23 protein-coding genes and 1 pseudogene are annotated in these 22,369 nt (G+C 51.9%); 17 read left to right on the top strand and 7 right to left on the bottom strand.

The genetic code is table 11. From position 1 onward, the window contains the following. On the top strand, positions 1–2,881 hold a 2,881-nt coding region (locus tag OCT58_RS06790; RefSeq protein ID WP_267202125.1), incomplete at its 5' end, for a mucin-binding protein. Positions 2,882–2,973: 92 nt separating this feature from the next. Here OCT58_RS06790 and OCT58_RS06785 read toward each other — a convergent pair. After that, the gene (locus OCT58_RS06785) at positions 2,974–4,740 is read right to left on the bottom strand and encodes a putative glycosyltransferase family protein (protein ID WP_267202124.1); all 1,767 of its coding nucleotides are present in this window, start codon (positions 4,738–4,740) and stop codon (positions 2,974–2,976) included. Positions 4,741–4,898: 158 nt separating this feature from the next. On the opposite strand from OCT58_RS06785, the gene OCT58_RS06780 reads away from it, so the two are divergent. The 3 genes from OCT58_RS06780 (at position 4,899) to OCT58_RS06770 (ending at position 7,464) form a co-directional block, all read left to right on the top strand. Next, entirely contained in the window at positions 4,899–5,849 is a 951-nt protein-coding gene (locus OCT58_RS06780; RefSeq protein WP_267202123.1) for an AEC family transporter, read from the top strand. A 64-nt stretch (positions 5,850–5,913) separates the two neighbouring features. After that, the gene (locus OCT58_RS06775) at positions 5,914–6,600 is read left to right on the top strand and encodes a 2,3-bisphosphoglycerate-dependent phosphoglycerate mutase (RefSeq protein WP_267202122.1); all 687 of its coding nucleotides are present in this window, start codon (positions 5,914–5,916) and stop codon (positions 6,598–6,600) included. Beyond that, positions 6,601–7,464, top strand: a complete 864-nt coding sequence (locus tag OCT58_RS06770) for an alpha/beta hydrolase (protein ID WP_267202121.1) — start codon at positions 6,601–6,603, stop codon at positions 7,462–7,464. 54 nt (positions 7,465–7,518) lie between these two features. On the opposite strand, the gene OCT58_RS06765 is transcribed toward OCT58_RS06770, so the two are convergent. Together OCT58_RS06765 and OCT58_RS10470 are read right to left on the bottom strand one after the other, a co-directional pair. Beyond that, entirely contained in the window at positions 7,519–7,947 is a 429-nt protein-coding gene (locus OCT58_RS06765) for a hypothetical protein (protein WP_267202120.1), read from the bottom strand. A 180-nt stretch (positions 7,948–8,127) separates the two neighbouring features. Continuing rightward, a pseudogene (locus OCT58_RS10470) lies at positions 8,128–8,349 on the bottom strand (MerR family transcriptional regulator); the annotation flags it as partial. A 68-nt stretch (positions 8,350–8,417) separates the two neighbouring features. On the opposite strand from OCT58_RS10470, the gene OCT58_RS06760 reads away from it, so the two are divergent. Then, positions 8,418–9,161 (top strand): SDR family oxidoreductase, encoded by a 744-nt coding sequence (locus tag OCT58_RS06760; RefSeq protein ID WP_267202119.1) that lies wholly within the window; start codon positions 8,418–8,420, stop codon positions 9,159–9,161. An 85-nt stretch (positions 9,162–9,246) separates the two neighbouring features. On the opposite strand, the gene OCT58_RS06755 is transcribed toward OCT58_RS06760, so the two are convergent. The 3 genes from OCT58_RS06755 to OCT58_RS06745 all read right to left on the bottom strand — a co-directional run bounded on the left by OCT58_RS06755 (position 9,247) and on the right by OCT58_RS06745 (position 11,694). Further along, the gene (locus OCT58_RS06755; RefSeq protein ID WP_267202118.1) at positions 9,247–10,587 is read right to left on the bottom strand and encodes a C1 family peptidase; all 1,341 of its coding nucleotides are present in this window, start codon (positions 10,585–10,587) and stop codon (positions 9,247–9,249) included. 116 nt (positions 10,588–10,703) lie between these two features. Further along, complete coding sequence (gene rpiA / locus OCT58_RS06750; protein WP_267202117.1) at positions 10,704–11,387, bottom strand: ribose-5-phosphate isomerase RpiA; 684 nt, start codon at positions 11,385–11,387, stop codon at positions 10,704–10,706. Positions 11,388–11,403: 16 nt separating this feature from the next. After that, the gene (locus OCT58_RS06745; protein ID WP_267202116.1) at positions 11,404–11,694 is read right to left on the bottom strand and encodes a GNAT family N-acetyltransferase; all 291 of its coding nucleotides are present in this window, start codon (positions 11,692–11,694) and stop codon (positions 11,404–11,406) included. 133 nt (positions 11,695–11,827) lie between these two features. Here OCT58_RS06745 and OCT58_RS06740 point away from each other — a divergent pair, with 133 nt between their 5' ends. The 12 genes from OCT58_RS06740 (at position 11,828) to rplA (ending at position 21,550) form a co-directional block, all read left to right on the top strand. After that, positions 11,828–12,364: a dCTP deaminase/dUTPase family protein gene (locus OCT58_RS06740; RefSeq protein ID WP_267202115.1), complete on the top strand. Its 537-nt coding sequence runs from the start codon at positions 11,828–11,830 to the stop codon at positions 12,362–12,364. Positions 12,365–12,375: 11 nt separating this feature from the next. Next, the gene (gene radA / locus OCT58_RS06735; protein WP_267202114.1) at positions 12,376–13,752 is read left to right on the top strand and encodes a DNA repair protein RadA; all 1,377 of its coding nucleotides are present in this window, start codon (positions 12,376–12,378) and stop codon (positions 13,750–13,752) included. A gap of 38 nt (positions 13,753–13,790) precedes the next feature. Beyond that, entirely contained in the window at positions 13,791–14,957 is a 1,167-nt protein-coding gene (locus OCT58_RS06730; protein ID WP_267202113.1) for a PIN/TRAM domain-containing protein, read from the top strand. Between the two features lie 381 nt (positions 14,958–15,338). Then, the gene (gene cysS, locus OCT58_RS06725) at positions 15,339–16,751 is read left to right on the top strand and encodes a cysteine--tRNA ligase (protein WP_267202127.1); all 1,413 of its coding nucleotides are present in this window, start codon (positions 15,339–15,341) and stop codon (positions 16,749–16,751) included. Positions 16,752–16,761: 10 nt separating this feature from the next. After that, positions 16,762–17,175 (top strand): Mini-ribonuclease 3, encoded by a 414-nt coding sequence (locus tag OCT58_RS06720; RefSeq protein ID WP_267202112.1) that lies wholly within the window; start codon positions 16,762–16,764, stop codon positions 17,173–17,175. Continuing rightward, entirely contained in the window at positions 17,165–17,914 is a 750-nt protein-coding gene (gene rlmB, locus OCT58_RS06715; RefSeq protein ID WP_267202111.1) for a 23S rRNA (guanosine(2251)-2'-O)-methyltransferase RlmB, read from the top strand. Before OCT58_RS06720 ends, rlmB begins: the two co-directional genes overlap by 11 nt. Before the next feature lie 374 nt (positions 17,915–18,288). After that, the gene (locus tag OCT58_RS06710; protein WP_267202110.1) at positions 18,289–18,879 is read left to right on the top strand and encodes a sigma-70 family RNA polymerase sigma factor; all 591 of its coding nucleotides are present in this window, start codon (positions 18,289–18,291) and stop codon (positions 18,877–18,879) included. Between the two features lie 100 nt (positions 18,880–18,979). After that, positions 18,980–19,129, top strand: coding sequence for a 50S ribosomal protein L33 (gene rpmG, locus OCT58_RS06705; RefSeq protein WP_267202109.1), 150 nt, complete (start codon positions 18,980–18,982; stop codon positions 19,127–19,129). Between the two features lie 12 nt (positions 19,130–19,141). Continuing rightward, positions 19,142–19,318, top strand: coding sequence for a preprotein translocase subunit SecE (gene secE, locus OCT58_RS06700; RefSeq protein WP_267202108.1), 177 nt, complete (start codon positions 19,142–19,144; stop codon positions 19,316–19,318). A gap of 121 nt (positions 19,319–19,439) precedes the next feature. Continuing rightward, a complete protein-coding gene (gene nusG, locus OCT58_RS06695; RefSeq protein ID WP_267202107.1) occupies positions 19,440–19,988 on the top strand; it encodes a transcription termination/antitermination protein NusG in 549 nt (182 codons plus the stop codon). 348 nt (positions 19,989–20,336) lie between these two features. Further along, positions 20,337–20,762, top strand: a complete 426-nt coding sequence (gene rplK / locus OCT58_RS06690; RefSeq protein ID WP_003717526.1) for a 50S ribosomal protein L11 — start codon at positions 20,337–20,339, stop codon at positions 20,760–20,762. 95 nt (positions 20,763–20,857) lie between these two features. Continuing rightward, positions 20,858–21,550, top strand: a complete 693-nt coding sequence (gene rplA, locus OCT58_RS06685) for a 50S ribosomal protein L1 (protein WP_267202106.1) — start codon at positions 20,858–20,860, stop codon at positions 21,548–21,550. A 54-nt stretch (positions 21,551–21,604) separates the two neighbouring features. On the opposite strand, the gene OCT58_RS06680 is transcribed toward rplA, so the two are convergent. Next, the gene (locus tag OCT58_RS06680; protein ID WP_267202105.1) at positions 21,605–21,934 is read right to left on the bottom strand and encodes a HigA family addiction module antitoxin; all 330 of its coding nucleotides are present in this window, start codon (positions 21,932–21,934) and stop codon (positions 21,605–21,607) included. Positions 21,935–22,369: the final 435 nt, after the last annotated feature.

Below are 22,369 nucleotides of genomic sequence, written 5' to 3'. Positions count from 1 at the left end.
GATCAACACTTATGAAGGCCAAGGCTACAAGCTGGTTTCTAGCGACTTCGAGAATGGTGCTAAGTTTGCTTCAGATAACGCTAAGAACAACTTCACTGTTCACCTGACGCACGCAACGAAGGCCACTAGTCGTGAAGATACTGTCAGTCAGACTATTCACTACGTCTACACTGACGGAACCAAGGCTGCTGAAGACAACGTTCAGACGTTAACCTTTACCGAAAACGGGACGACGGATGAAGTTACTGGTGACACGACTTGGACGCCAAGCGCAAGCCAGAGTTTCACGGACGTAACCAGTCCAGTATTGGATGGCTATACCGCTGATACTACTGATGTTCAAGGCGCAGCGGTTAACTTCGGCGATGACGATCTGACCAAGACCGTTACCTACAGTGCTAACGCCCAAACGGCTACGATCACGTACGTTGACGACACGACTGGCAAGACACTGAAGAATGACACGGCTGATGGTAAGTTCAACCAAGCGATCAGCTTCGGTACTGACCCAGCAACGCAAATCGCCAGCTACGAAGGTCAAGGCTACAAGCTCGTTTCTAACGACTTTGAAAGTGGCGCTAAGTTTGCCTCAGACAACGCCAAGAACAACTTCACGGTTCACCTGACGCACGCAACGAAGACCGCTAGTCGTGAAGATACTGTCAGTCAGACGATTCACTACGTCTACACTGACGGTACGAAGGCTGCGGATGACAACGTTCAGACGTTAACCTTTACTGAAAATGGTACGACGGATGAAGTCACTGGCAAGACAGTTTGGACGCCAAGCGCAAGCCAGAGCTTCACGGACGTTACTAGTCCAGTTCTGAACGGCTACACCGCCGATCAGACTAACGTTCAAGGCGCAGTGGTTAACTTCGGCGATGACGATCTGACGAAGACCGTTACCTACAGTGCTAACGCCCAAACAGCTACGATCACGTACGTTGATGATACGACGGGTAAGACGCTGAAGACTGATACGGCTGACGGTAAGTTCAACCAGGCCATCAGCTTCGGCACTGACCCAGTAGCTCAGATCAACACTTATGAAGGCCAAGGCTACAAGCTCGTTTCTAACGACTTCGAGAGTGGTGACAAGTTTGCCTCAGACAACGCCAAGAACAACTTCACCGTTCACTTGACGCACAACACTAAGACTACAACGCGTGAAGATACTGTTAACCAGACAATCCACTATATCTACACTGACGGAACCAAGGCTGCGGATGACAACGTTCAGACGTTAACCTTTACCGAAAACGGGACGACGGATGAAGTCACTGGCAAGACGACTTGGACACCAAGCGCAGCCCAGAGCTTTACGGACGTAGCTAGCCCAGTCTTGGATGGCTACACCGCTGATCAAACTAACGTTCAGGGCACAGCGGTTAACTTCGGCGACGAAGACTTGACCCAGACCGTTACCTACAGTGCTAACGCCCAAACAGCTACGATCACATACGTTGATGATACGACGGGCAAGACGCTGAAGACCGACATGGCTGATGGTAAGTTCAACCAGGCTATCAGCTTCAGTACCGACCCAGCAACGCAAATCAGTAACTACGAAAGCCAAGGCTACAAGCTCGTTTCTAACGACTTTGAGAGTGGTGCTAAGTTTGCCTCAGACAACAGCAACAACAACTTCACTGTTCACCTGACACACGCAACGAAGGCCACTAGTCGTGAAGATACTGTCAGTCAGACAATTCACTACGTTTACACTGACGGAACCAAGGCCGCTGAAGACAACGTTCAAACGCTGACTTTCACGGAAAATGGTACGACTGATGAAGTTACGGGCAAGACGACTTGGACGCCAAGCGCAAGTCAGAGCTTCACGGATGTAACTAGCCCAGTTCTGGACGGCTACACTGCCGATCAAACCAACGTTCAAGGCGCAACGGTTAACTTCGGCGACGAAGACTTGACCAAGACTGTTAACTACGACGCTAATGCCCAAACGGCTACGATCACGTACGTTGATGACACGACTGGTGAAACGCTGAAGACTGATACGGCTGATGGTAAATTCAACCAGGCCATCAGCTTCGGTACTGACCCAGCAACGCAAATCAGCGACTACGAAGGTCAAGGCTACAAGCTCGTTTCTAGCGACTTCCAAAGTGGTGCTAAGTTTGCCTCAGATAACGCCAAGAATAACTTCACCGTTCACTTGGAGCACGCGGTAACGCCAGTCAACGACAGTAAGACGGTTACGGAAACGATCCACTACGTCTTCACTGACGGCAGCCAAGCCGCAGCGGACAATACCCAGACGGTTACCTTCTCGCGGACGGGTGAACAGGATGCTGTGACGAACGAAAAGACTTGGGGTGCTTGGAGTCAGGACTCCCAGAGCTTCGCAGCGGTTACCAGCCCATCCCTGGACGGCTACACTGCTGACAAGCAAGCGATCGCTAGTCAGACCATCACGCCAACGAGTGGTGACATTGAACAGACTGTTACCTACACGGCTACCGCTGATCCAGACTTCGATACGCACTACAAGAACGCCGACACTAAGCCAACCGATGACACGACTGATACTACCAACACGACTGACACAACCACTACGACGCCTTCCACAACGCCGACTGGCAAGGATCAGTCAACTGGTGATCGGACGACGCAAACGACGGGCTCCGATGTTGTTACGCCAACGGGCAAGAATATCCACGGCGCAACGCTGTCAACGGACTCCGCACGGCGCACGAACGCAGCTACGACCACTGACACTACGTCAGCCGGACGCGCTGCTAGCCAACGCCTGCCACAAACCGGGAACGCTGATTCCACGGCCCTGGCTGGCTTAGGCTTTGCCTCCTTGCTGACCATGTTTGGTTTACTTGGTTCTAAGAAGAAAAAGCAGGACTAAGCTTGATCAGTATCCCAAATAAAAACTAAACGAAAACGCTGAACCGATCGGATGCTTTCAATGAGCACCTTCGATCGGTTCAGCGTTTTTTCTTATGTGGTAATGCGGCGCCAGAGGTCGGGTAGCGAGCGGATCAGGACACCGATTCCGTAGAGCAGCAGGATGCTGATGCCAACTAGCGAGACCGCTAGGAGAACCTTAAACCAGCCCGCCACCTTAAAGTAGAGGGTGACGGTATTCTGCCCCTGGCGTTGATAAACGTAAGGAGCCCCGATTCTAGAGCGTTTGTAGTTATGCAGTCGCTTGCCGTTGAGGGTGAGCTGCGATTCGTGATAGGTAATGATCGGCAGCCGAACCCGGCCAGCCGTACCGGCGTTCCAGGTCAGCTTTAGGCCGCCGTGGGGAAGGACCGTGTGCTTGTATTCACCGGCGTGGTTGATGATCTGGTCCTGGTAGGCAAAGGAGCGAATGTACTTCCGGTTGTTGAGGTACTTTTTCGGAACCGGCAAGTAGTCCGGGCTGCGTTTTTCCACCATTGTCAGCAATTGGCCGGGATAAAGATCGTGAACCGACCGGCGCAGGCCGAAGCGGTTCTCAGTGACCCAGGCAATCGCGCTGGAGGAGTTCAGGACGGCCGGCGACTTGTAACGCGCCGTCCGCCGAAAGACGTCACTGGTGTTGGGCACGAGGACCTGGGCGACCATGAAGAGCAGGATGCCGACCATGATCTTGCGCCGCAACTGGAGCCGCGATGCCCGCTCCCCTCGAACGAAGTCGGTTGCGGAAATCGCCACCCCCAAGAGGAGCAGGGGGTAGGCGATGACGGTCAGCCGGCTGGGAAACTGAAGGGTGTGTGACAGGGCCGGAATGGTCTTGGCAATTTGATCCCAGGGCGTCCAGATTGAGGAAACCATCAGGATAACAAAGCCAAAAATGGTCGCGGTGGTGTTGACCAGCGAGCGTCGCCAGTGTCGGCAGACATAGAGTAGCTGGACCAGGAAAAGCAGCCAGCAGAAGTAGATGAGGTAGTTACGCGTACTGTTGAACTGCGAGGGCTTCAGCGAGTTAAACAGCATATCGAAGTCGGCCGGGGTGGCGATGTGGTTGTGGAGATTGAGCATCAACAGCGCTCCCCAGACGTTAGCGGTCAGGATGACGGTGCCGATCACGGCCAGCGCGGTCTCCTTGAGCATCCCCCAGCGGTTGGTCGTCTTGACCAGGCCGATGATGAAAAAGGGGATCAGGGTGACCACGAAGAAGATCGAGCTCAAGAGGTGGATCTGGATCACGGTCGTCATCACGATCATCAGCGGCAGCCAGTGAACCGGCCGCGCGCGGTCCTGGAGCATTGTGACCGCGCACATCAGCATGTAGGGCGCCAGCATTGCTCCCCAGGCGTTCATGTTCTGGGCGAGCTGCCAGCGGGGCAGCCAACCGATGTTCATGAAGATCAGGCTGACCAACAGGGCAAAGCGCCGTGAGCTGTGCGCCTTGGTTGCCAGCAGGTACATGCCGATCCCGCCGACAATATAGACGACGAAATCGCTGATGACCTCATAGCGGTACCAAGTGCCGAGGAAACCAAGCAGGGCCCCGTTGAGGTAGGCAAAGAGGGGACCATAGACGGCGTTGATCACCCGCCCGCTCTGCTGGAAGCAGTAGTTGCTCTGGAAATAGCTGAAGTCCAGGTGCTGGATCTGCTTGGCAGCATCGTAGAAGCGGTTGAAGTGAAAGATTGAGTCGGTCCCGAGGATCACCCCGTGGGAGATGATCTGGGGGTACATAATAATGTAGGCCATTACGCAGATTGCAAGGTAAGGCAATGACCAATTGATTAGGTGATACAATTTGCTTTTCATGCTTATCTCCGTACTTAAGATAATTAGTCAATCTTCCTAATTATAGTCCACTTCTTGCAGTGACGGGATTTTAATTGAGAATCTGGCCGATTAGAATTCTTAAAATTTGGTTAACGTTGTACAATAAAAGGATAGCTTGAGAGAAAGTAGATGATGAAATGCTATCAATATTCCTGTCCGCGATTTCCGGGGTCCTGATTATCCTGATCATGGTGGTCGTCGGCTTCGTGCTCAACGAACGGGGTTGGTTTAATCCAGGGTCTTCGAAGGTCATCTCCCGGATCGTCACCCAGGTCGCCTTGCCGTGCTACATGGTGACGACGATCATGCATGACTTTTCGGCTGGGCAATTAAAAACCTTATTGCCGGATCTACGCTACCCGGTCCTGTCGATGTTGATCCTCTTCGCCCTTTCCTTTGCCGTGGCCCGGGTGCTCGGGATCAAGCGGTCGCACATCGGATTGTTTTCTTCGATGTTCTTCAATTCCAACACGGTCTTCATCGGCCTGCCGATCAACCTGGCCCTCTTTGGCAACCGCTCGATTCCCTACGTTCTGGTCTACTACATGGCCAACACGACCTTCTTCTGGACACTGGGCGTGTGGCTGATTCAGCGTGACGGGATGCACGAGGCCAAGATCGACGTCAAGACGGCCCTGAAGAAAATCTTCTCGCCGCCGCTTTTGGGATTCATCCTGGGGGTTATCCTGGTAATTCTTCACGTTCACCTACCGAAGTTTGTGATGAGTGATCTTTCTTACATTGGTGGGCTGACGATTCCGCTGTCGATGATCTTCATCGGGATTGCAATCTCCAACGCCGGTCTCAGTCGGGTGCGGCTGACCCGGGATGCCTGGGGAATTCTCCTCGGCCGCTTTCTCTTTGCGCCGGTCCTGATGGCTATTTTGGTAATTCCGAGTTCCATGCTGGTTCTGATGAAGCAGGTCTTTATCCTGCAGGCGGCCATGCCGGTCATGACCAACGCCCCAGTTGTTTCCAAGCTCTACCATGCCGATTCGGACTACGCCGCGATCATGGTCACCGAAACGACGGTCCTCAGTGTAATCGTCATTCCAATCCTGATGGTTCTAATCAAGACGATGTTGTAGGTCCGACTGTTAAAGACTGCACAATTGCGCTATCATAAGTGGTGGCAAAGGAGTGAGAGTTACTATGGTAGATTTAGTGATTGTTCGACATGGTCAGAGTCAGGCCAACCGGGACAACATCTTTACGGGCTGGACCGATGTGCCGCTGACGCCGGAAGGTATTGCTCAGGGGCAGGCGGTCGGCCGGGAGCTGGCCCAGCTCGGGATTCAGTTCGCCGACGCCCACACTTCCTACATGGGGCGGGCGATCAAGACGACGAACATCATCCTGGAGGCGATTGACCAGCTGTACATTCCGGTTCATAAGACCTGGCGGCTCAATGAACGCCACTACGGTGCACTGAGCGGCCGCAACAAGGCCAAGGTCAAAGAAGAGGTCGGTGCAGACCAGCTGCATCGCTGGCGGCGGGGCTATACCGACCTGCCGCCACAGCTGACGGAACGCCAGCACGACCGGCGCTACGACCGTCTCGGGGTGAAGATGCCGTTGAGTGAGAGCCTGGCGATGACCCAGCAGCGGCTCTTGCCGTACTGGCAGGATCAGATTGCACCGCGCCTCTTGGACGGGAAGAACCAGCTGGTGGTGGCCCACGGCAGCTCGCTGCGAGCCCTGATCAAGTACCTCGACCAGATTCCGGATGAGGACATTGACAAGGTCGAGGTGCCAAACGGCAAGCCGATCTGGTACCGATTCGACGATCACTTGCACATCGTCAAGAAGACTTTCATTACAATGGATGGTGAAGATTAAATGATTCATGAGCTGCAAAACAACCCCACTTTAGATGGGCAGGTCCGCCTGCTCGATAACGTGACCTACGCGGCGGTTGATGGCCGACCCCTCAAGATGGCCATCATGACCCCGTGGACCCAACGTTACCCCCAACAGTACCATCCGGCGCCGCGCCCACTGCTTGTCTTCGTCCAGGGGAGTTCCTGGCGCACCGGCAAGCTGGGTGAGGAAATTCCGCAGCTGGTGCAGTTCGTCAAGCACGGCTACGTGGTGGCGACCGTTCAGCACCGCAGCGCCGTCGACGGTTACGCCTTTCCGGCCTTCTTGGAGGATGTCAAGACGGCGATCCGCTACCTGCGGTGCCATGCCCGCAAGTATGCGATTGACCCGCACCGCGTCGGCATCTGGGGGACTTCCTCGGGTGCCAATGCGGCGATGTTGGTCGGCCTGACTGGGGATGACGAGCGCTACAAGGCCCGGCTCTACGCCCACGAATCCGACCGGGTTGACGCGGTCATCTCTTGTTTCGCACCGATGGACGTGGCCGACACCTTTGAGTATTCCAAGAAGGTTCCGGGCAACAAACTGCTCCAGTTCTGCCTCTTTGGGCCCGACCCGTCTAAGTGGGCGGACGTTGCCCAGGCGATGAGCCCACTGGCCGTCGAGGAGCCGGGGCAGGATTACCCGCCGTTCTTGCTGCTGCACGGGGATGCCGATACCGTGGTTCCTTACCACCAAATGGTCGACATGTACAACCAGCTCGATCAGGACGGCTACGAGGTCACGGCCTACCGGGTTAAGGGCGCCAACCACGAACGCGACTTCTGGAGTCAGCGCATTTACGACATTGCGCGGGACTTCCTGGATCAAAAATTGAAATAAATTGAAAATGCCACCCGATAAATTTGCAGATTTATCGGGTGGCATTTGATGCTTCTAGGCTTTTTGGACTGGAACATTTAATTGGAGAATTCGCTGCTTCTTTTCTAGGACCGCAACTTGGCGCAGGTATGGTGGAGCAGTGATTCGAAAGCCACGGTCATAGATTGCGTGCAGGGACTTTTGCAGGTTAATGGTTCTGTGCATTGTGATTGGTTGCTGCAAAAATGAACGGAAGACGTGCGGGTACTGATAGTGGGAAAACTTGGCTGGCAGGTTTTTTAACAGGGGGATGGTGCTGGCCGTAAAGGCGGTGCCGGCCTTGTCGATGAAGTAATGGCCGTAGTCGTCGTTGGGTTTGAGAAAAATAATGAATTCTGATGTGGCACAAAGTGAACGGTTATTGAGATCACGGTAGTTATCATATTTAATTTTATGATGGCTTTCGAAAAATTCATGGTAGTTGTGGTAAGCAAACTCCACCATAAAGTCATCAGAGCTTAAAAAGAAGTCGTGGTTCAAATAGTGTTGAATATTCTGTTCATTTTGTTTGAGATATTGAACGATTTTCTGATAATGGCTGATTCTGCGCTGTAGATCAGCCTTTTTTTGAATTAGTGCTTTTAGATAATCATCAGTCCTGTCAACATTATGCAGGTGTTTGATTTCACTCAGGCTAAAATCTAGTCCACGAAGTTTGATAATTCGTGAAAGAATATCAATATCAAGATCGTTGTAATAATGATAACCATTGTGCTGGTCAATTTTTGGATTGAGGATACCATCCTTTTCGTAATATCTGATGCTGTCCCGCCCGATGTGGAAGAGCTCCTTGAGCCGTTTTGTATGTACATCATAATTTCCCCTTGACCTGTGGATTATCCTCACCCTTATCCTAAAAACGTAGGTGAAAACGCTTCTGTTGGACCTAATTTTAACATACAGAAGGAATCGTGATGGATTTGCTAGAAAATAAAGTTGCAATCGTTACTGGTGCCGGCTCGGGAATGGGCAAAGCGATTAGCCAGCTCTTTGCAAGTAAGGGGGCAACGGTGATCGCTTCCGACATTAATGAGGAGCGGCTGAGTGAACTTGCCACTGATAAGATTATCCCCGTCGTTGCCAACGTTGCCGACGAAAACGACGTCAGCAAGATGTTTGATAAGGCCAAAGAATTGGGCCACCTGGACATCCTGGTTAATAACGCCGGAATCATGGATAGCTTCAAGACGGTTGCTAACCTCGATGATGCGACCTGGCAGAAGATCATGGACGTTGATTTAAACGGACCGTTCTATACCACGCGTGAAGCGGTGCAGATGATGCAGGGTCAGGACCAAGGCGGTGTGATCGTCAACGTCGCTTCAATCGGTGGCCTGTTTGGTGGCCGTGGCGGCTGCGCGTACACGGTTGCCAAGCACGGCCTGATCGGTTTGACCAAGCATGTTGCTGCCGTCTACGGCTACAATGGCAAGATTCGAGCAAACGCCATTGCACCGGGTGGAGTGGCCACCAACATCACGGACACCATCAAGGACGTCGACCCAGATGGCGTCAAGGTTGCCATGTCCTTTGGCGAAAACCTGCCGATCGGTGACCCGGATGACATCGCTCAGCTGGCGCTCTTCCTGGCTTCCGACAATTCAAAATTCATTAACGGTGCGGTCGTGACGGCCGATGGTGGGTTAACCGTTAGATAGTAAAAAGATGGTTGGAAAAATTCCAGCCATCTTTTTGTGATAATGTGGAAAAATCGTGGCGCGCTTTCCACTCATTTTTTCCTAGTTATGCTAACGTTCCCATCGGGTCCCACGGCTTCAGGACGATTGGTTCCTGTTCCTGGGCCTTCTTTTGCTTGTCAGTCAGGTACTTCTTGTTGACGACGAGCTGATAGACGTACTTGTCCATCCAGGCGTCGGACATCACGAAGTAGCCCTTGTGACCAACCTTGTCACCCCAGGAGTTTTCGACTTTCCACTTGGTAGGCTTGTCATCGACCAGGTCGACCCCGGTGATGACCATTGCGTGATCCATCATGCTCTGGCCGTAGTCGAGGGCCTCGGCCTTGGTTATGTCGAGATCCACGTCGAAGAGGGCGCTGTAGTCGTAGGTGTTCAGTGCCATGATCCCCAGCTTGGTCTCGGAGTACTTAACGACGTCGGAACCAAACCAAACGCTCTCGCCGTTCTTCAACTGTTCAATCGCCAGCTGCTTGAATTCGTCCATCGGCAGGTTGAGGTGCTTGATCTGCCGGCCACCGACGACGTTGCCCAGCATGTCGATCGTGTAGGTCTTGTGGTACTTCTTGTCGGCGGTTGGGGCCTGGATGATCGAAACATAGTCGTCCAGGTTCCAGCCAACATACTTCTTGAAAAACCTCTGTGGCGTCAAGTTGCTGTCGCGGTGGTATTCGTGATCCTTCTTCGTCCGGTATTCGAAGTCGAAGGTCGTGACCGGTTCACCAAAGGCGTAGGCCAACATCCGGTAGACCTCGTTCAGCAATTCGCTGCGCTTAGCGTCCAGGCGCTTTTCGCTAGCGTGGTCTTCGTTGACCATCTTGCGCAGGATGACAGCGTCGTGACGGAGCTTGTTGTTCAAGACCTCGTCGATACCCCGGGAGTTGGTGGCGTTAAAGGATTCCGGCATGGCGGACTTCGGCACCACCCCGTACTTTTCGATCAAAGCACACAGCATGTCCCATTGGCCACCGTCGTTTTGTGGTGATTCCATCAGCCAGGCCACCTTCCGGCTGTCGGTCGGCTTCTTGGCGGTCTTAATGACGTTTTCGTAGAAGTAGTTGGCCTTCTCGAACTTGTCCCAGAAGAATTGGTAGGACTGGGACAGTTCAAAGTCATCCGGCAGGTTAAACTTGCTCTGCATGTCGTGACGCATCGTGTTCAATGCGGCAAACAGCCAGCAGCGGCCGGATTGCTTCTGGTCGGCGACGTTCCCGGTCTTCAGGTCAATTGAGAAGTGGGGATCGTTGTTGGCAATCGAGTGCCAGTTGAAGCTGGCGTTGCGAACCCCGTTCTTGGTAACGGCGTTTTCGATTACTTGGCTGTCGCGCCGGCCCTCATAGTCGGTACGAAAACGCTCAAGATCGTCCTTGGTGATTTTAAAAGTCATTAAAAAGCCTCCTTAATATTCTTACCCTATATTATAGGCGAATTGTGACGGTGGGGGAAGAAATATGAAAACGGCCGCTCCCGTTTGTTCAAGGAGTGGCCGTCTAGTTTTTTATTTTAACGGGCGTGCAGGACCTTGGGACCCTCGTCGGTGCCGACGATTACGTCGTTGACCCGGTTCAAGAACAGGCCCGTCTCAACAACACCGACCATGTGGATCAGTTCGTCCGCCAGCTCTGCTGGGTGGTCGATCTGGCCGAGGTGGAGGTCGATGATGTAGTTCTTCTCATCGGTCCGGTACTTCTGATCACCGTCCATCCGCCAGCTTGGCTTGTAGCCCTTCTTTTCGAGGCGGTTAAAGACGTGCTGGCTGCCGAACGGGATTACTTCGACTGGCAGTGGGAACTTGCCCAGCTTGTGGACCATCTTGCTTTGGTCGACGATCCACATGACCTTATCGGAAGCGTTGGCGACGATCTTTTCCCAGAGCAGGGCGCCACCGCCACCCTTGATCCCCTGGAAGTCGTCGCTGATCTCATCAGCGCCATCGATGGTCAGGTCGATGTGGTCGACCTCGTCCAGGTTCTTGATGGTGATCCCCAGACTCTCCGCTTGCTTAGTGGTCCGGCTGGAGGTCGTTACCCCGATTATGTCGGTGAGCTTGCCGGCCTGGACCTGCTTGCCGAGCTCGTCGACCATGTAGCGGACCGTAGAGCCGGTGCCGAGACCGACAATCATGCCGGACTTGATGTACTTAACGGATTCCTGTCCCGTCTGTGCCTTTAATTCGTCTTGGTTCATTGAAAGTTCCTCCTTATTAAAACCGATCTTCTGGTAATAGCAAATGTTGATACTCCGGATGCTGCTTGAACTGCTGGGTCACGAATGGACACATCAACTTGACGGTCCAGCCCTGGTCGGTGGCGTAGTCTATAAAGCGTTTTACGAGTGACACTGCCACCCCTTGTCCACGAAAATCAGGGTGGACAAAGACCCGTTCGGCGACGACCCGGTCGGAATAGCCCTGAACGGCGGGAAAAGAAATCTCGCCGACGAACTGCTGGCCGTCACTAGCAACAATGCGGTGATCCTCAATTTGATATTGCATCGTGATCACTTCCATTCACCCTCAATTTTCCGTAAAGTAATCTTTAAAGTCAAGGCTTAGAGATACCAATCGCAATAATTCTATCTTATAATATTATGATAGTATATTGACTATTGTTAAATGGAGTGATTAGATGAAACGCGGATTTGAAGTGGTTTCCACCAAGCGCGATCAAGGAATTCACCTGCCAAAACGGCAGACGGAAAACGCCGCGGGCTACGACTTTGAAGCGGCACAAGACTTTACCCTGCCATCAATTTGGAAGGGTAATTTTATCAAGGCCCTGTGGACGATTCACCAGCAAAAGAAGCTGACCGATACTGACTTCACGGCGGCCGATGCTAGTCTGAAGCCATATTTGGTGCCGACGGGAATCAAGGCCTACATGCAGCCGGACGAATTTCTCTTGCTGGCGGACCGGTCCAGCGGCCCACTGAAGCGGCGACTGGTTTTGCCAAACGGGATCGGGATTGTCGATGCCGATTACTACAACAACGCCGGCAACGAGGGGGAGATTTTCTTCCAGCTGATCAACTACGGCCTGCGTGACTACCACGTCAAGAAGGGCGAGCGGATCGGCCAGGGGATCTTTATTCCTTACCTGCGGGCCGACAACGAGGACCAGCCGCTGGCTAAGCGAACCGGTGGCTTTGGTTCGACCAAGAAGTAGGGGGTGCTGAAATGGCCAAGGTGAGAACACAGTACGTTTGCCAAAACTGCGGCTACAACTCGCCGCGCTACCTCGGCCGGTGCCCCAACTGTGGTCAGTGGAACACCCTCGTCGAGGAGCAGGTGCAGAGCACCAGTGCCAGCAGCGCGAAGGCGAAGACGACCACGCTGACCGGCCTGGTATCCAAGCCGCAAAAGATCAGTGAGATCGACAGCAAGCAGACGCCGCGGGTCAAGACCCGGCTGAACGAACTCAACCGGGTTCTCGGCGGCGGAATCGTGCCCGGCTCATTGATTCTGATCGGTGGGGACCCCGGGATCGGGAAATCGACCCTGCTCCTCCAGGTGTCCGGTCAGCTGAGCGACGAGCATCACCGGGTGCTCTACGTTTCCGGTGAAGAGTCCGGTACCCAGATTAAGATGCGGGCGGAGCGGCTCGGTGTTTCCGGCGACGACTTCTACGTCTACCCGGAGACCAACATGGACAGCATTCGCGATACGATCCGGGACCTCAAGCCCGAATACGTGGTGATCGATTCGGTCCAGACGATGCAGGCCACCGACGTCAGCTCGGCGATCGGCAGCGTCTCCCAGATCCGCGAGGTCACGGCCCAGCTGATGCAGATTGCCAAGAGCAACAACATCACGATCTTCGTCGTCGGCCACGTCACCAAGGGCGGGGCGCTGGCCGGGCCGAAGATTCTGGAGCACATGGTCGACACGGTCCTCTACTTTGAAGGGGACCTTCACCACACCTACCGGATTCTGCGCTCGGTCAAGAACCGGTTTGGCTCGACCAACGAGCTGGGGATCTTTGAGATGCACACCAACGGGCTGACCGAGGTCAAGAATCCCTCGGAGATCTTCCTGGAGGAACGGCTCCGGGATGCCACCGGCTCGGCGGTCGTCGTTTCATTAGAGGGAACCCGGCCGATTCTGGTCGAAATCCAGGCCCTGGTTACGCCGACGGTCTACGGCAACGCCCAGCGGACTGCCACCGGGTTGAGCCGCAACCGGGTTTCGCTGATCATGGCGGTCCTGGAGAAACGAGCTAACCTGATGCTGCAGAACCAGGACGCTTACCTGAAGGCTGCGGGTGGGGTCAAGCTGGATGAACCGGCGATCGACTTGGCGATTGCCGTCAGCATTGCCTCCAGCTACCGCGACAAGGGGACCCGGCCAAGCGATGCCTTCGTCGGTGAAGTCGGCCTGACCGGTGAAATCCGCCGGGTCAACCGGATCGAACAACGGGTTGCCGAGGCTCAGAAGCTGGGCTTCGAGCGAATCTTCGTGCCGAAGAACAACCTCAAGGGCTGGAAGGTGCCGACCGGCATTCAGGTAATCGGGGTGACGACGCTGAAGGAAGCACTGCACCTGGCGCTGGCCTAGCAAGGGCCAAATCAAATTTCAAAGGAAGGGGATACGATATGGACAAAAAACCACGTCGAATTTTGACGCTGATCTACGTCGTCGTAGGGGCCACGATTGGCTTCTACTACATGCCACTAATCTGGGATGTTCTCAACTGGCACATTGCTGAATCATTACTAGCAATTATTGATATTATTCTTGGTGCACTTGTTTTCTGGCTGCTGGCGATTCCGCTGGTGACGCCGACCTTAAAGGCAATTCACCGGGTTGAGACTACATTGACCAGCAAAAATCCATTGTACCTATTATCGGGAGCACTGTTGACAATCATCGGGCTGGTCCTGGCAATCCTGATCTCAATTCCGCTGTGGCGGACCCGGATTCCGGTTATCAACAACATCCTGCCGATTCTGTTGATGATCATCTTCAGCTACTTCGGCTTCCGGATCGGGACCACGCGGCTGGACGACTGGCGCAAGCTGATTTTACGGCGCAACCAAAAGGAACGGGATGGTGAGGTTCTTGATCGACAAGACCCGAACTACCACCATTACAAAATTCTGGATACCAATATCCTGATCGACGGCCGGATTTACGACCTGGTCAAGACCGGTTTCCTGGAAGGAACGCTGTTGGTGCCGAACTTCGTGCTCTACGAACTGCAGTACATTGCTGATTCCGGTGAAAGCATCAAGCGGGTTCGGGGTCGGCGCGGCCTGGACATCTTAAATAAGCTGCGCAGCGAGAAGATCGTGCCGATTGAGATGTACGAGGGCGACTTCGAGGATATCCCCGAGGTCGATAGCAAATTGATTGCCCTGGCCAAGAAGGTTCACGGGGCAATCGTTACCAATGACTACAATCTCAACAAGGTGATCCAGTTCCAAAATGTCGATGTCTTAAACATCAATAACCTGGCCAAGTCGCTGCGTCCCCGGGTCATTCCGGGCGAGACGATGCGGGTGGTTGTCGTCAAAAAGGGAACGGAGCGCCAGCAAGGGGTGGCCTACCTGGACGACGGTACCATGGTGGTGGTCGAGGATGGCCGCTACTTCATGAACAAGCCGATTGACGTCGAGGTCACCTCGGCCCTGCAGACCGACGCAGGCCGGATGATCTTCGCCCGGCCACTGCATTCGCAAAAGGGAATCGGTGGGCAAAGCAATAAGGACACCGCCAAGTCTTCAAATTCAAATAAGAATAATCAAAAGAAGCAAAAGTAAACTTACTCAAAAAGCGGGTTCCGCAACGCATGCTACGTTACGGAACCCGCTTTTGATTCTTTTACACTCTAAACAACAAAAAAGACGGCCTGGGATTAAGCCGCCTTTTTTGTAATAGGGAGTATTACGAAAATCTTGGGGGAGATCTCGTAATGATTATTTTTTCGGTTACTATTGGGAGGAGTAATTGAAAAATAATAGGTTTCATTGATGTAGTAAAGTTCTTCTTTACTACGGTTCTTATACTACCAAGAGAATATGAAGAAATTATGATCAAAGTCTTAAAGAAGTTTACAGTCGGCGATTTTCCTAATCTGATAGGTGTTAACGGCGGTTTGTGGTAAGATGAAAGGAGTAAATTTAATGTTAGGGGCGGATCACATGCTGACAATTTATAACACGTTAACGAGAAAAAAGGAAGAATTCAAGCCACTGCATCCAGGTGTAGTTAACATGTATGTCTGTGGTCCGACAGTGTACAACTACATTCACATCGGTAATGCCCGCTCGGCGATTGCCTTTGACACGGTGCGGCGCTACCTAGAGTTCAAGGGTTACAAGGTCAATTACGTCTCCAACTTCACCGACGTCGATGACAAGATGATCAAGGCCGCCCACGAGCAGGGCATCACGGTTCCTCAGCTGGCCGACAAGTACATCCAGGCTTTCATGGAAGACACGAAGGCGATCAACATTGAGCCAGCGACTCTTCACCCGCGGGCCACTGAAAATATTGAAGACATTGTCAAATTCATCGCCGATCTAGTTGAAAAGGGCTATGCCTACGCCAAAGATGGGGACGTTTATTACCGGGCCCGCAAGTTCAAGCACTATGGCCAATTGTCCGGCCAGTCAATCGACGACCTGGAAGTCGGGGCCAGCGAGCACGTCAGCGCCGACGAGGTTGACAAGAAGGAAGACCCGATGGACTTTGCCCTCTGGAAGGCTGCCAAGCCGGGTGAAATCAGTTGGGACTCACCGTGGGGCAAGGGTCGTCCCGGTTGGCACATCGAGTGCTCCGTGATGTCGACCAAGTACCTGGGCAAGACGCTCGACATTCACGCCGGGGGCCAGGACCTCGAGTTCCCGCACCACGAAAACGAAATTGCCCAAAGCGAGGCCGAGACCGGGCAGCAGTTCGTACGCTACTGGATGCACAACGGTTTTGTGACGATTGGTAAGGACAACGAGAAGATGAGCAAGTCCCTGCACAACTTCATCACCGTCCACGACATTATTAAGGAAGTCGACCCCCAGGTACTGCGCTTCTTCATGGCCACCACCCAGTACCGGCGGCCAATCCAGTACAGCAAGGCCAACCTAATCGACGCCCAAAACAACCTGGATCATATCCAGACTGCCTACGATAACCTGACCTATCGGCAAAAGGATGCCCTAACCGGTGGTGACGACCAGGTCAAGGCCCAGTTGGCGGACTTCAGGCAGCGCTTCATCGCGGCCATGGATGACGATATCAACGTTCAAAACGGGATCGCGGTGGTTTACGAGCTGGTCAAAGCGGCCAACGTCTACGCCCAGCAGGAGACCGTTCACCAGGATGCCCTGGCAGCCTACAAGGAGACACTGCAAGCGCTACTGAGCATCTTTGGGGTCAAGCTGACGGCTAGTGACAACCAAATCGACGACGAGCAGATCAAGCAACTGATCGAAGAACGTAACCAGGCCCGCAAGAATCGCGACTTTGCCCGTAGCGACCAGATCAGAGACGATCTTAAAAAGCAGGGAATTATCCTGGAGGACACGCCCCAGGGAACCCGTTACAAGAAGGAGTAATCAGCACTTAATGGAAACAGCAGACTATCAACAGCTAAACGGCATTGCCCTGGCCTACCTGGGGGATGCGGTCTACGAAGTATTTATTCGCCAGCACCTCTTAAGTCAGGGCCTCAGCAAGCCAACCAAATTGCAGCATCTGGCAACCCACTACGTTTCGGCTAAGGCCCAGGCGGCTCTGATTGACTTAATGAAGGAAGACAATTTACTAAGCGCGACGGAGTGGGACTATTTCAAGCGTGGCCGGAACGCCAACAGTCATACCCACGCCAAGCACACCTCGGTCTTGACTTACCGGATGTCGACGGGCTTTGAGGCCTTGATGGGCTACCTGCAGCTGTCGGGGCAGCAGGACCGGTTGCAAGAACTGGCAGAGTGGTGCATTCAGCAAGTGGAAGCGGGGCGGACGAAGCATGAAGACTGAAAACACTGATTTTATCATTGGCCGGCACCCGGCCGTGATGGCATTGAAGTCGGACCAGGAGATCAATAAGGTTTTCATCCAGTCCGGATTAAAGGCAGACGCCATCGCCCAGATCGTTAAGCTGGCCAAGGAACGCCACCTGGTGATTTCAAACGTGCCGAAGACCAAGCTCGATAACATGACTGACCACCAGAACCACCAGGGGGTAGCGTTAGCGGTAGCGGCCTATCAATACGCAACGATTGATGACCTCTTCGCCAATGCCGAAAAACATGGGGAAGATCCTTTCTTCTTAATCCTTGACGAGCTGGAAGATCCGCACAACCTCGGTTCCATCATCCGGACGGCGGATGCGGCCGGGGTTCACGGAATTATCATTCCGCGGCGCCGGGCGGTTGGTCTGACTTCGGTTGTAGCGAAGACCTCGACTGGGGCGCTCGAACACGTTCCGGTGGCCCGGGTTACCAACCTGGTCCAGACTGCCAAGGAATTACAGGATCGCGGTGTTTGGCTCTTCGGTACCGACATGAAGGGCAAGGACTATCGGACCTGGGATGCCCACGGCGCCGTGGCGCTAGTGATTGGAAATGAAGGGCGGGGAATCTCACCCCTTCTGAAGAAGACCTGTGACGAAATGCTGACAATCCCGATGATCGGCCACGTTCAGAGCCTAAATGCCAGCGTGGCGGCCAGCCTCCTGATTTACCAGGGCTTTAATTCACGCCATCCATTGAAATAAAATTGAGCGGCCAGCGACCAGTTCGCTGGCCTTTTATCATCACAATAATGGGATCGCTTTCACTTATCGCACTTTGGTAAAACTTAGTAAAAGAACATTTTCTTTTAATTTGTTGAATAAAAGGGGCCGGCCAGGCGGTAAACGTTTTCTTACCGTTCGATTAGCAGTTCCAAAAGTTCGTGAACCACTATGTATCATTTGGCGACGCTTTGTTAAATTAGTACCAGAACCGTAAATTTTACGAACAGTTTGCGCGGGTTTCCGGGGTGCACAATGAATTTGGGGGAAATTAGCACCAAATGAGCCAGGGGGATGGCTGAACCTGACAGGGGAGTTAAGATTACGACGGGTCGAAAATACAATGGGAGGGGGCAATGCTAATGTTGCACTGCACCACACAATATGATTATCTAGTTGACCTAATGATGGTCGATCGGGCCAAAAGCGGTGACAGTCAAGGTTTTACGAAACTGCTTGACTGTTACCGGCCGATGATTCGTCACCTTTGGCAGCAATACTATATACCAGAACTTGAATTAAAGGACTGGCGCCAGGAGGCTGAGCTGGTCCTCGTACGGGTTCTGCGTTCCTACCACGGCCGTTCGCTCAGCCAACTCGGCGGTTTTTACAAGCAAAGTCTGATTAACCGGCTCCTTGATTTGCGCCGGTCACGGCAGGCCGGCAAGCGGATTCCGCCGGAGCAATTGGCGTCGCTGGGGATGGTTAAAGCGGAGCTGCTGACTGACTTAAACTGCACGGATCCGGACGAAGAGGCCTACTGCCAGGCCTGCCTGAGAAATTTTGCCAAGAATTGTTCACCCTTTGAACTCCAGGTGGTCATGCTGAAGCATCAGGGCCAAAATCGCCGGGAGATCGCCCAGCAACTGGGCTACACGGAGCGGCAAATTCAAGCTGCCCTGTCCCGGTGTCGTCGAAAATTAATGAAAGAACTATGCACAAAGTAGCATGTGAAATGATTATGTTCGTTGACTAGCGATCATAATCATTTTGTTGCTTTAAAAGTGCTTTTCGTGCTAACCTATTGATTGAATGGAGGCGGAGTGTATGTCCCAAAAGAAAGTTGCCTTGGAATGTACGAAATGCGGTGCGCGCAACTACACGATCACCGCTAACCCGCAACGAGAATCAAGACTAGAATTACGGAAATTCTGTAAACATTGCGGGGAGTATACGCTTCACCGCGAGAGCAAGTAGGTGGAGGCTAGTATGCACTTAATTCGATTTACCAAGAGTGTTTGTCATGAAATGAAGTTGGTTGTTTGGCCAACTGCGCGGGAGAACCGGCGCGACACGACGATCGTTATTTCTTTAACCCTGTTCTTCGTGCTGTTCTTTGCCTTGTTTGACTGGCTGATTCAGCTGTTCATGAAGCTGTTTGTCTAAGTCAGTAGTCAAACGCCCATAATTTTGTTATACTGTCTGTGGTGAACTTCGTGTAATGCGGGGTTTTTTATTTTGGCAAAAACAATTGAAAAGAACGATTAAATTTTAAGGAGGACTTATCGTGGAATCACATGAAAAACGTTGGTACGTATTGCACACCTACTCTGGTTACGAAAACCGGGTGAAGAGCAACCTGGAATCCCGGGCCCATTCAATGGGGATGCAGGACTACATCTTCCGGGTGGTCGTTGCCAACGAAACCGTTCGGCAGATGAAGGATGGCCAGGCCAAGGAAGTTGTCGAAAACACTTTCCCAGGCTATGTTTTAGTTGAAATGATCATGACCGACCAGGCATGGTACATTGCCCGGAACACGCCAGGGGTTACCGGCTTCCTCGGTTCACACGGTGGTGGTTCCAAGCCAACACCGCTGCTGCCGGAAGAAGTTGAGCGGATCATGAAGCGGATGGGTGCCACGATCACCGTCAGCGACCTGGATGTCAAGGAAGGCGACACGGTCAAGGTCATTGCCGGACCATTTGCCGACCTGACCGGGAAGGTAACGGCGGTTGACCACGAAAAGCAAAAGCTGAAGGTCAATGTTGAAATGTTCGGCCGGGAAACGTCCGCTGAACTGGGCTTTGACCAGGTTGACACTGACGCTGAGTAATTTTTCAAAATTATTGATTAATTATTCATAATCTTGATTGTGATGATTGATTAATTGTCACTACATTTGATCGAAATATTGGTTAATCGTCAATAAATTTGATTGAAAATGTTGGCTAATTGTCATTACGTTCAAGAGCGTTGGTTAATTGTCACTACATTTAATTAGAATTATTGATTAATTGTCACTACATTTAATTAGAATTATTGATTAGTTGTCACTACATTTGATTTGAATTTATTGAATAAATGTGATATGTTTTTATAGTATGCTATTCGACATACTGTGGGAGAGGTAAAATTGACTGCCTCATCATGACCACAACACGGACTAAGGAGGTTTTGTCTCGTGGCAAAGAAAGTAGCTAACGTTGTCAAGTTGCAAATTCCTGCCGGTGCCGCTACACCAGCTCCACCAGTAGGTCCAGCACTTGGACAAGCAGGTATTAACATTATGGGCTTCACGAAGGAATTCAACGCCCGGACCGCTGACCAAAAGGGTATGCTGATCCCAGTTGTAATTACCGTCTATGAGGACCGTTCATTCGACTTCATTACTAAGACGCCGCCTGCTGCTGTCTTACTGAAGAAGGCCGCTGGTGTTGAACACGGTTCCGGTGAACCTAACACGAACAAGGTTGCTTCTGTAACCAAGGCACAAGTTAAGGAAATCGCCGAAACGAAGATGCAGGATCTAAACGCCGCTGACGTTGAAGCAGCGATGCGCATGATCGAAGGTACTGCACGCAGCATGGGCTTCACTGTTGAAGACTAGTTGCTAAGCAGTCCGGATGCACTATTTAAAGTAGTGTGTCTCCGTGGGAGGTATTAACTCCGTTAGACCACATTTGCAAGGAGGAAAAACACAAGATGGCTAAGACTCGTGGTAAGAAATACCAAGACGCGCTTAAGAAGGTTGACAGCAAGAAAGAATACGCTGTTAACGACGCGGTTCAATTAGTAAAAGATATTGACTTTGCTAACTTTGACTCATCAATCGAAGTTGCATTTAACTTAAACGTTGACACTAAGCAGGCTGACCAGCAATTACGTGGTGCAGTTGTTCTGCCAAACGGTACTGGTAAGGACCAAACCGTAATCGTCTTTGCTGACGGTGAAAATGCCAAGGCTGCTCAGGATGCCGGTGCTGACTTTGTTGGTTCCGACGACCTGGTTGAAAAGATCCAAGACGGCTGGCTCGACTTTGATGTTGCGATCGCAACGCCAAACATGATGCCAAAGGTTGGTCGTCTGGGCCGGATCCTTGGACCTAAGGGCTTAATGCCAAACCCAAAGACTGGTACGGTTACGATGGACGTTGCCAAGGCTGTTTCTGACGCCAAGGCCGGCCAAGTTACCTACCGGACTGACCGTGATGGTAACGTTGCTGTACCATTCGGTAAGGTTTCCTTCGACACTGACAAGCTGGTTGAAAACCTGAAGACGATCGAAGACATCGTTGTTAAGGCTCGTCCTGCTTCAGTTCGTGGGACTTACATCAAGCACGCTTCAATCGCCTCTACTTTTGGCCCAAGCGTTACGCTTGATCTTGAAAGCTTCTAATTTAATAATTAGATCAAAAAAGCCGCGAGTTTTTGCTCACGGCTTTTTTGTTATTTACGCCCAAGAGTAGCGTTTTAAAAAGATTGATGAAGGAGAGCTTGGCTTAGCAACGGTATTATTCTCCTTGGCTAACCGAAGCTTATAATTAGCGTCAAGCTTTAGTAAGAGTTCACTGGAAATCCCCATTACATGCTCAATCCGTAAGGCAGTGGTTTCTGTAAGATAACGTTTACGGTTTAAAATATCAGAAACGTTCTTTTGGCTGATTCCCAGTCGCTTGGCAAGATCGGCTTGTGTAACGTTGTGACTTTGCATTACCTCGCTGATTAGGTCGGCAGCAGAACTGAGGTGGTACTGGCGGATCCGATTTTCACGGTGTAGCATGGCACTCTTCCTTTCAATGATAGTCCACAATATCAATAATTTGGATAGTGACAATGGCACTTTTGATTACTGAAAGCTGATCATTTTTATCATAGCCTTCGAAGACAATACGATAATTGCCACTAATATCAACAGCGAATTTACCAGCTAATTCTCCTTGCAAACGATGACACCGGGGCGGTGGTGTCGATGGGATTTGTTCTAAGTTTCTAGCGGCATCGAATTCGTCCAGGCGATCCATTATTCGTTTGGAACGGACTGTGCCGAATTTCTTTACTAGTAATTTAGGATTATTGAGAATTTTAGTAAGTTCCTAAATTTCAAGAATAAGTTAGCCACTGGACTCAAATAAATAATACTGACCAATTGATTATTGGTTGATGGAGCTGTGATATCTCTTGGTAGAAGGCCTTACGATAGATATCCATTGACGAA

The sequence above is a fragment of the Limosilactobacillus kribbianus genome, assembly GCF_026413145.1.
Taxonomy (GTDB): domain Bacteria; phylum Bacillota; class Bacilli; order Lactobacillales; family Lactobacillaceae; genus Limosilactobacillus; species Limosilactobacillus kribbianus.
This window is presented reverse-complemented; position numbering and strand designations above follow the sequence as displayed.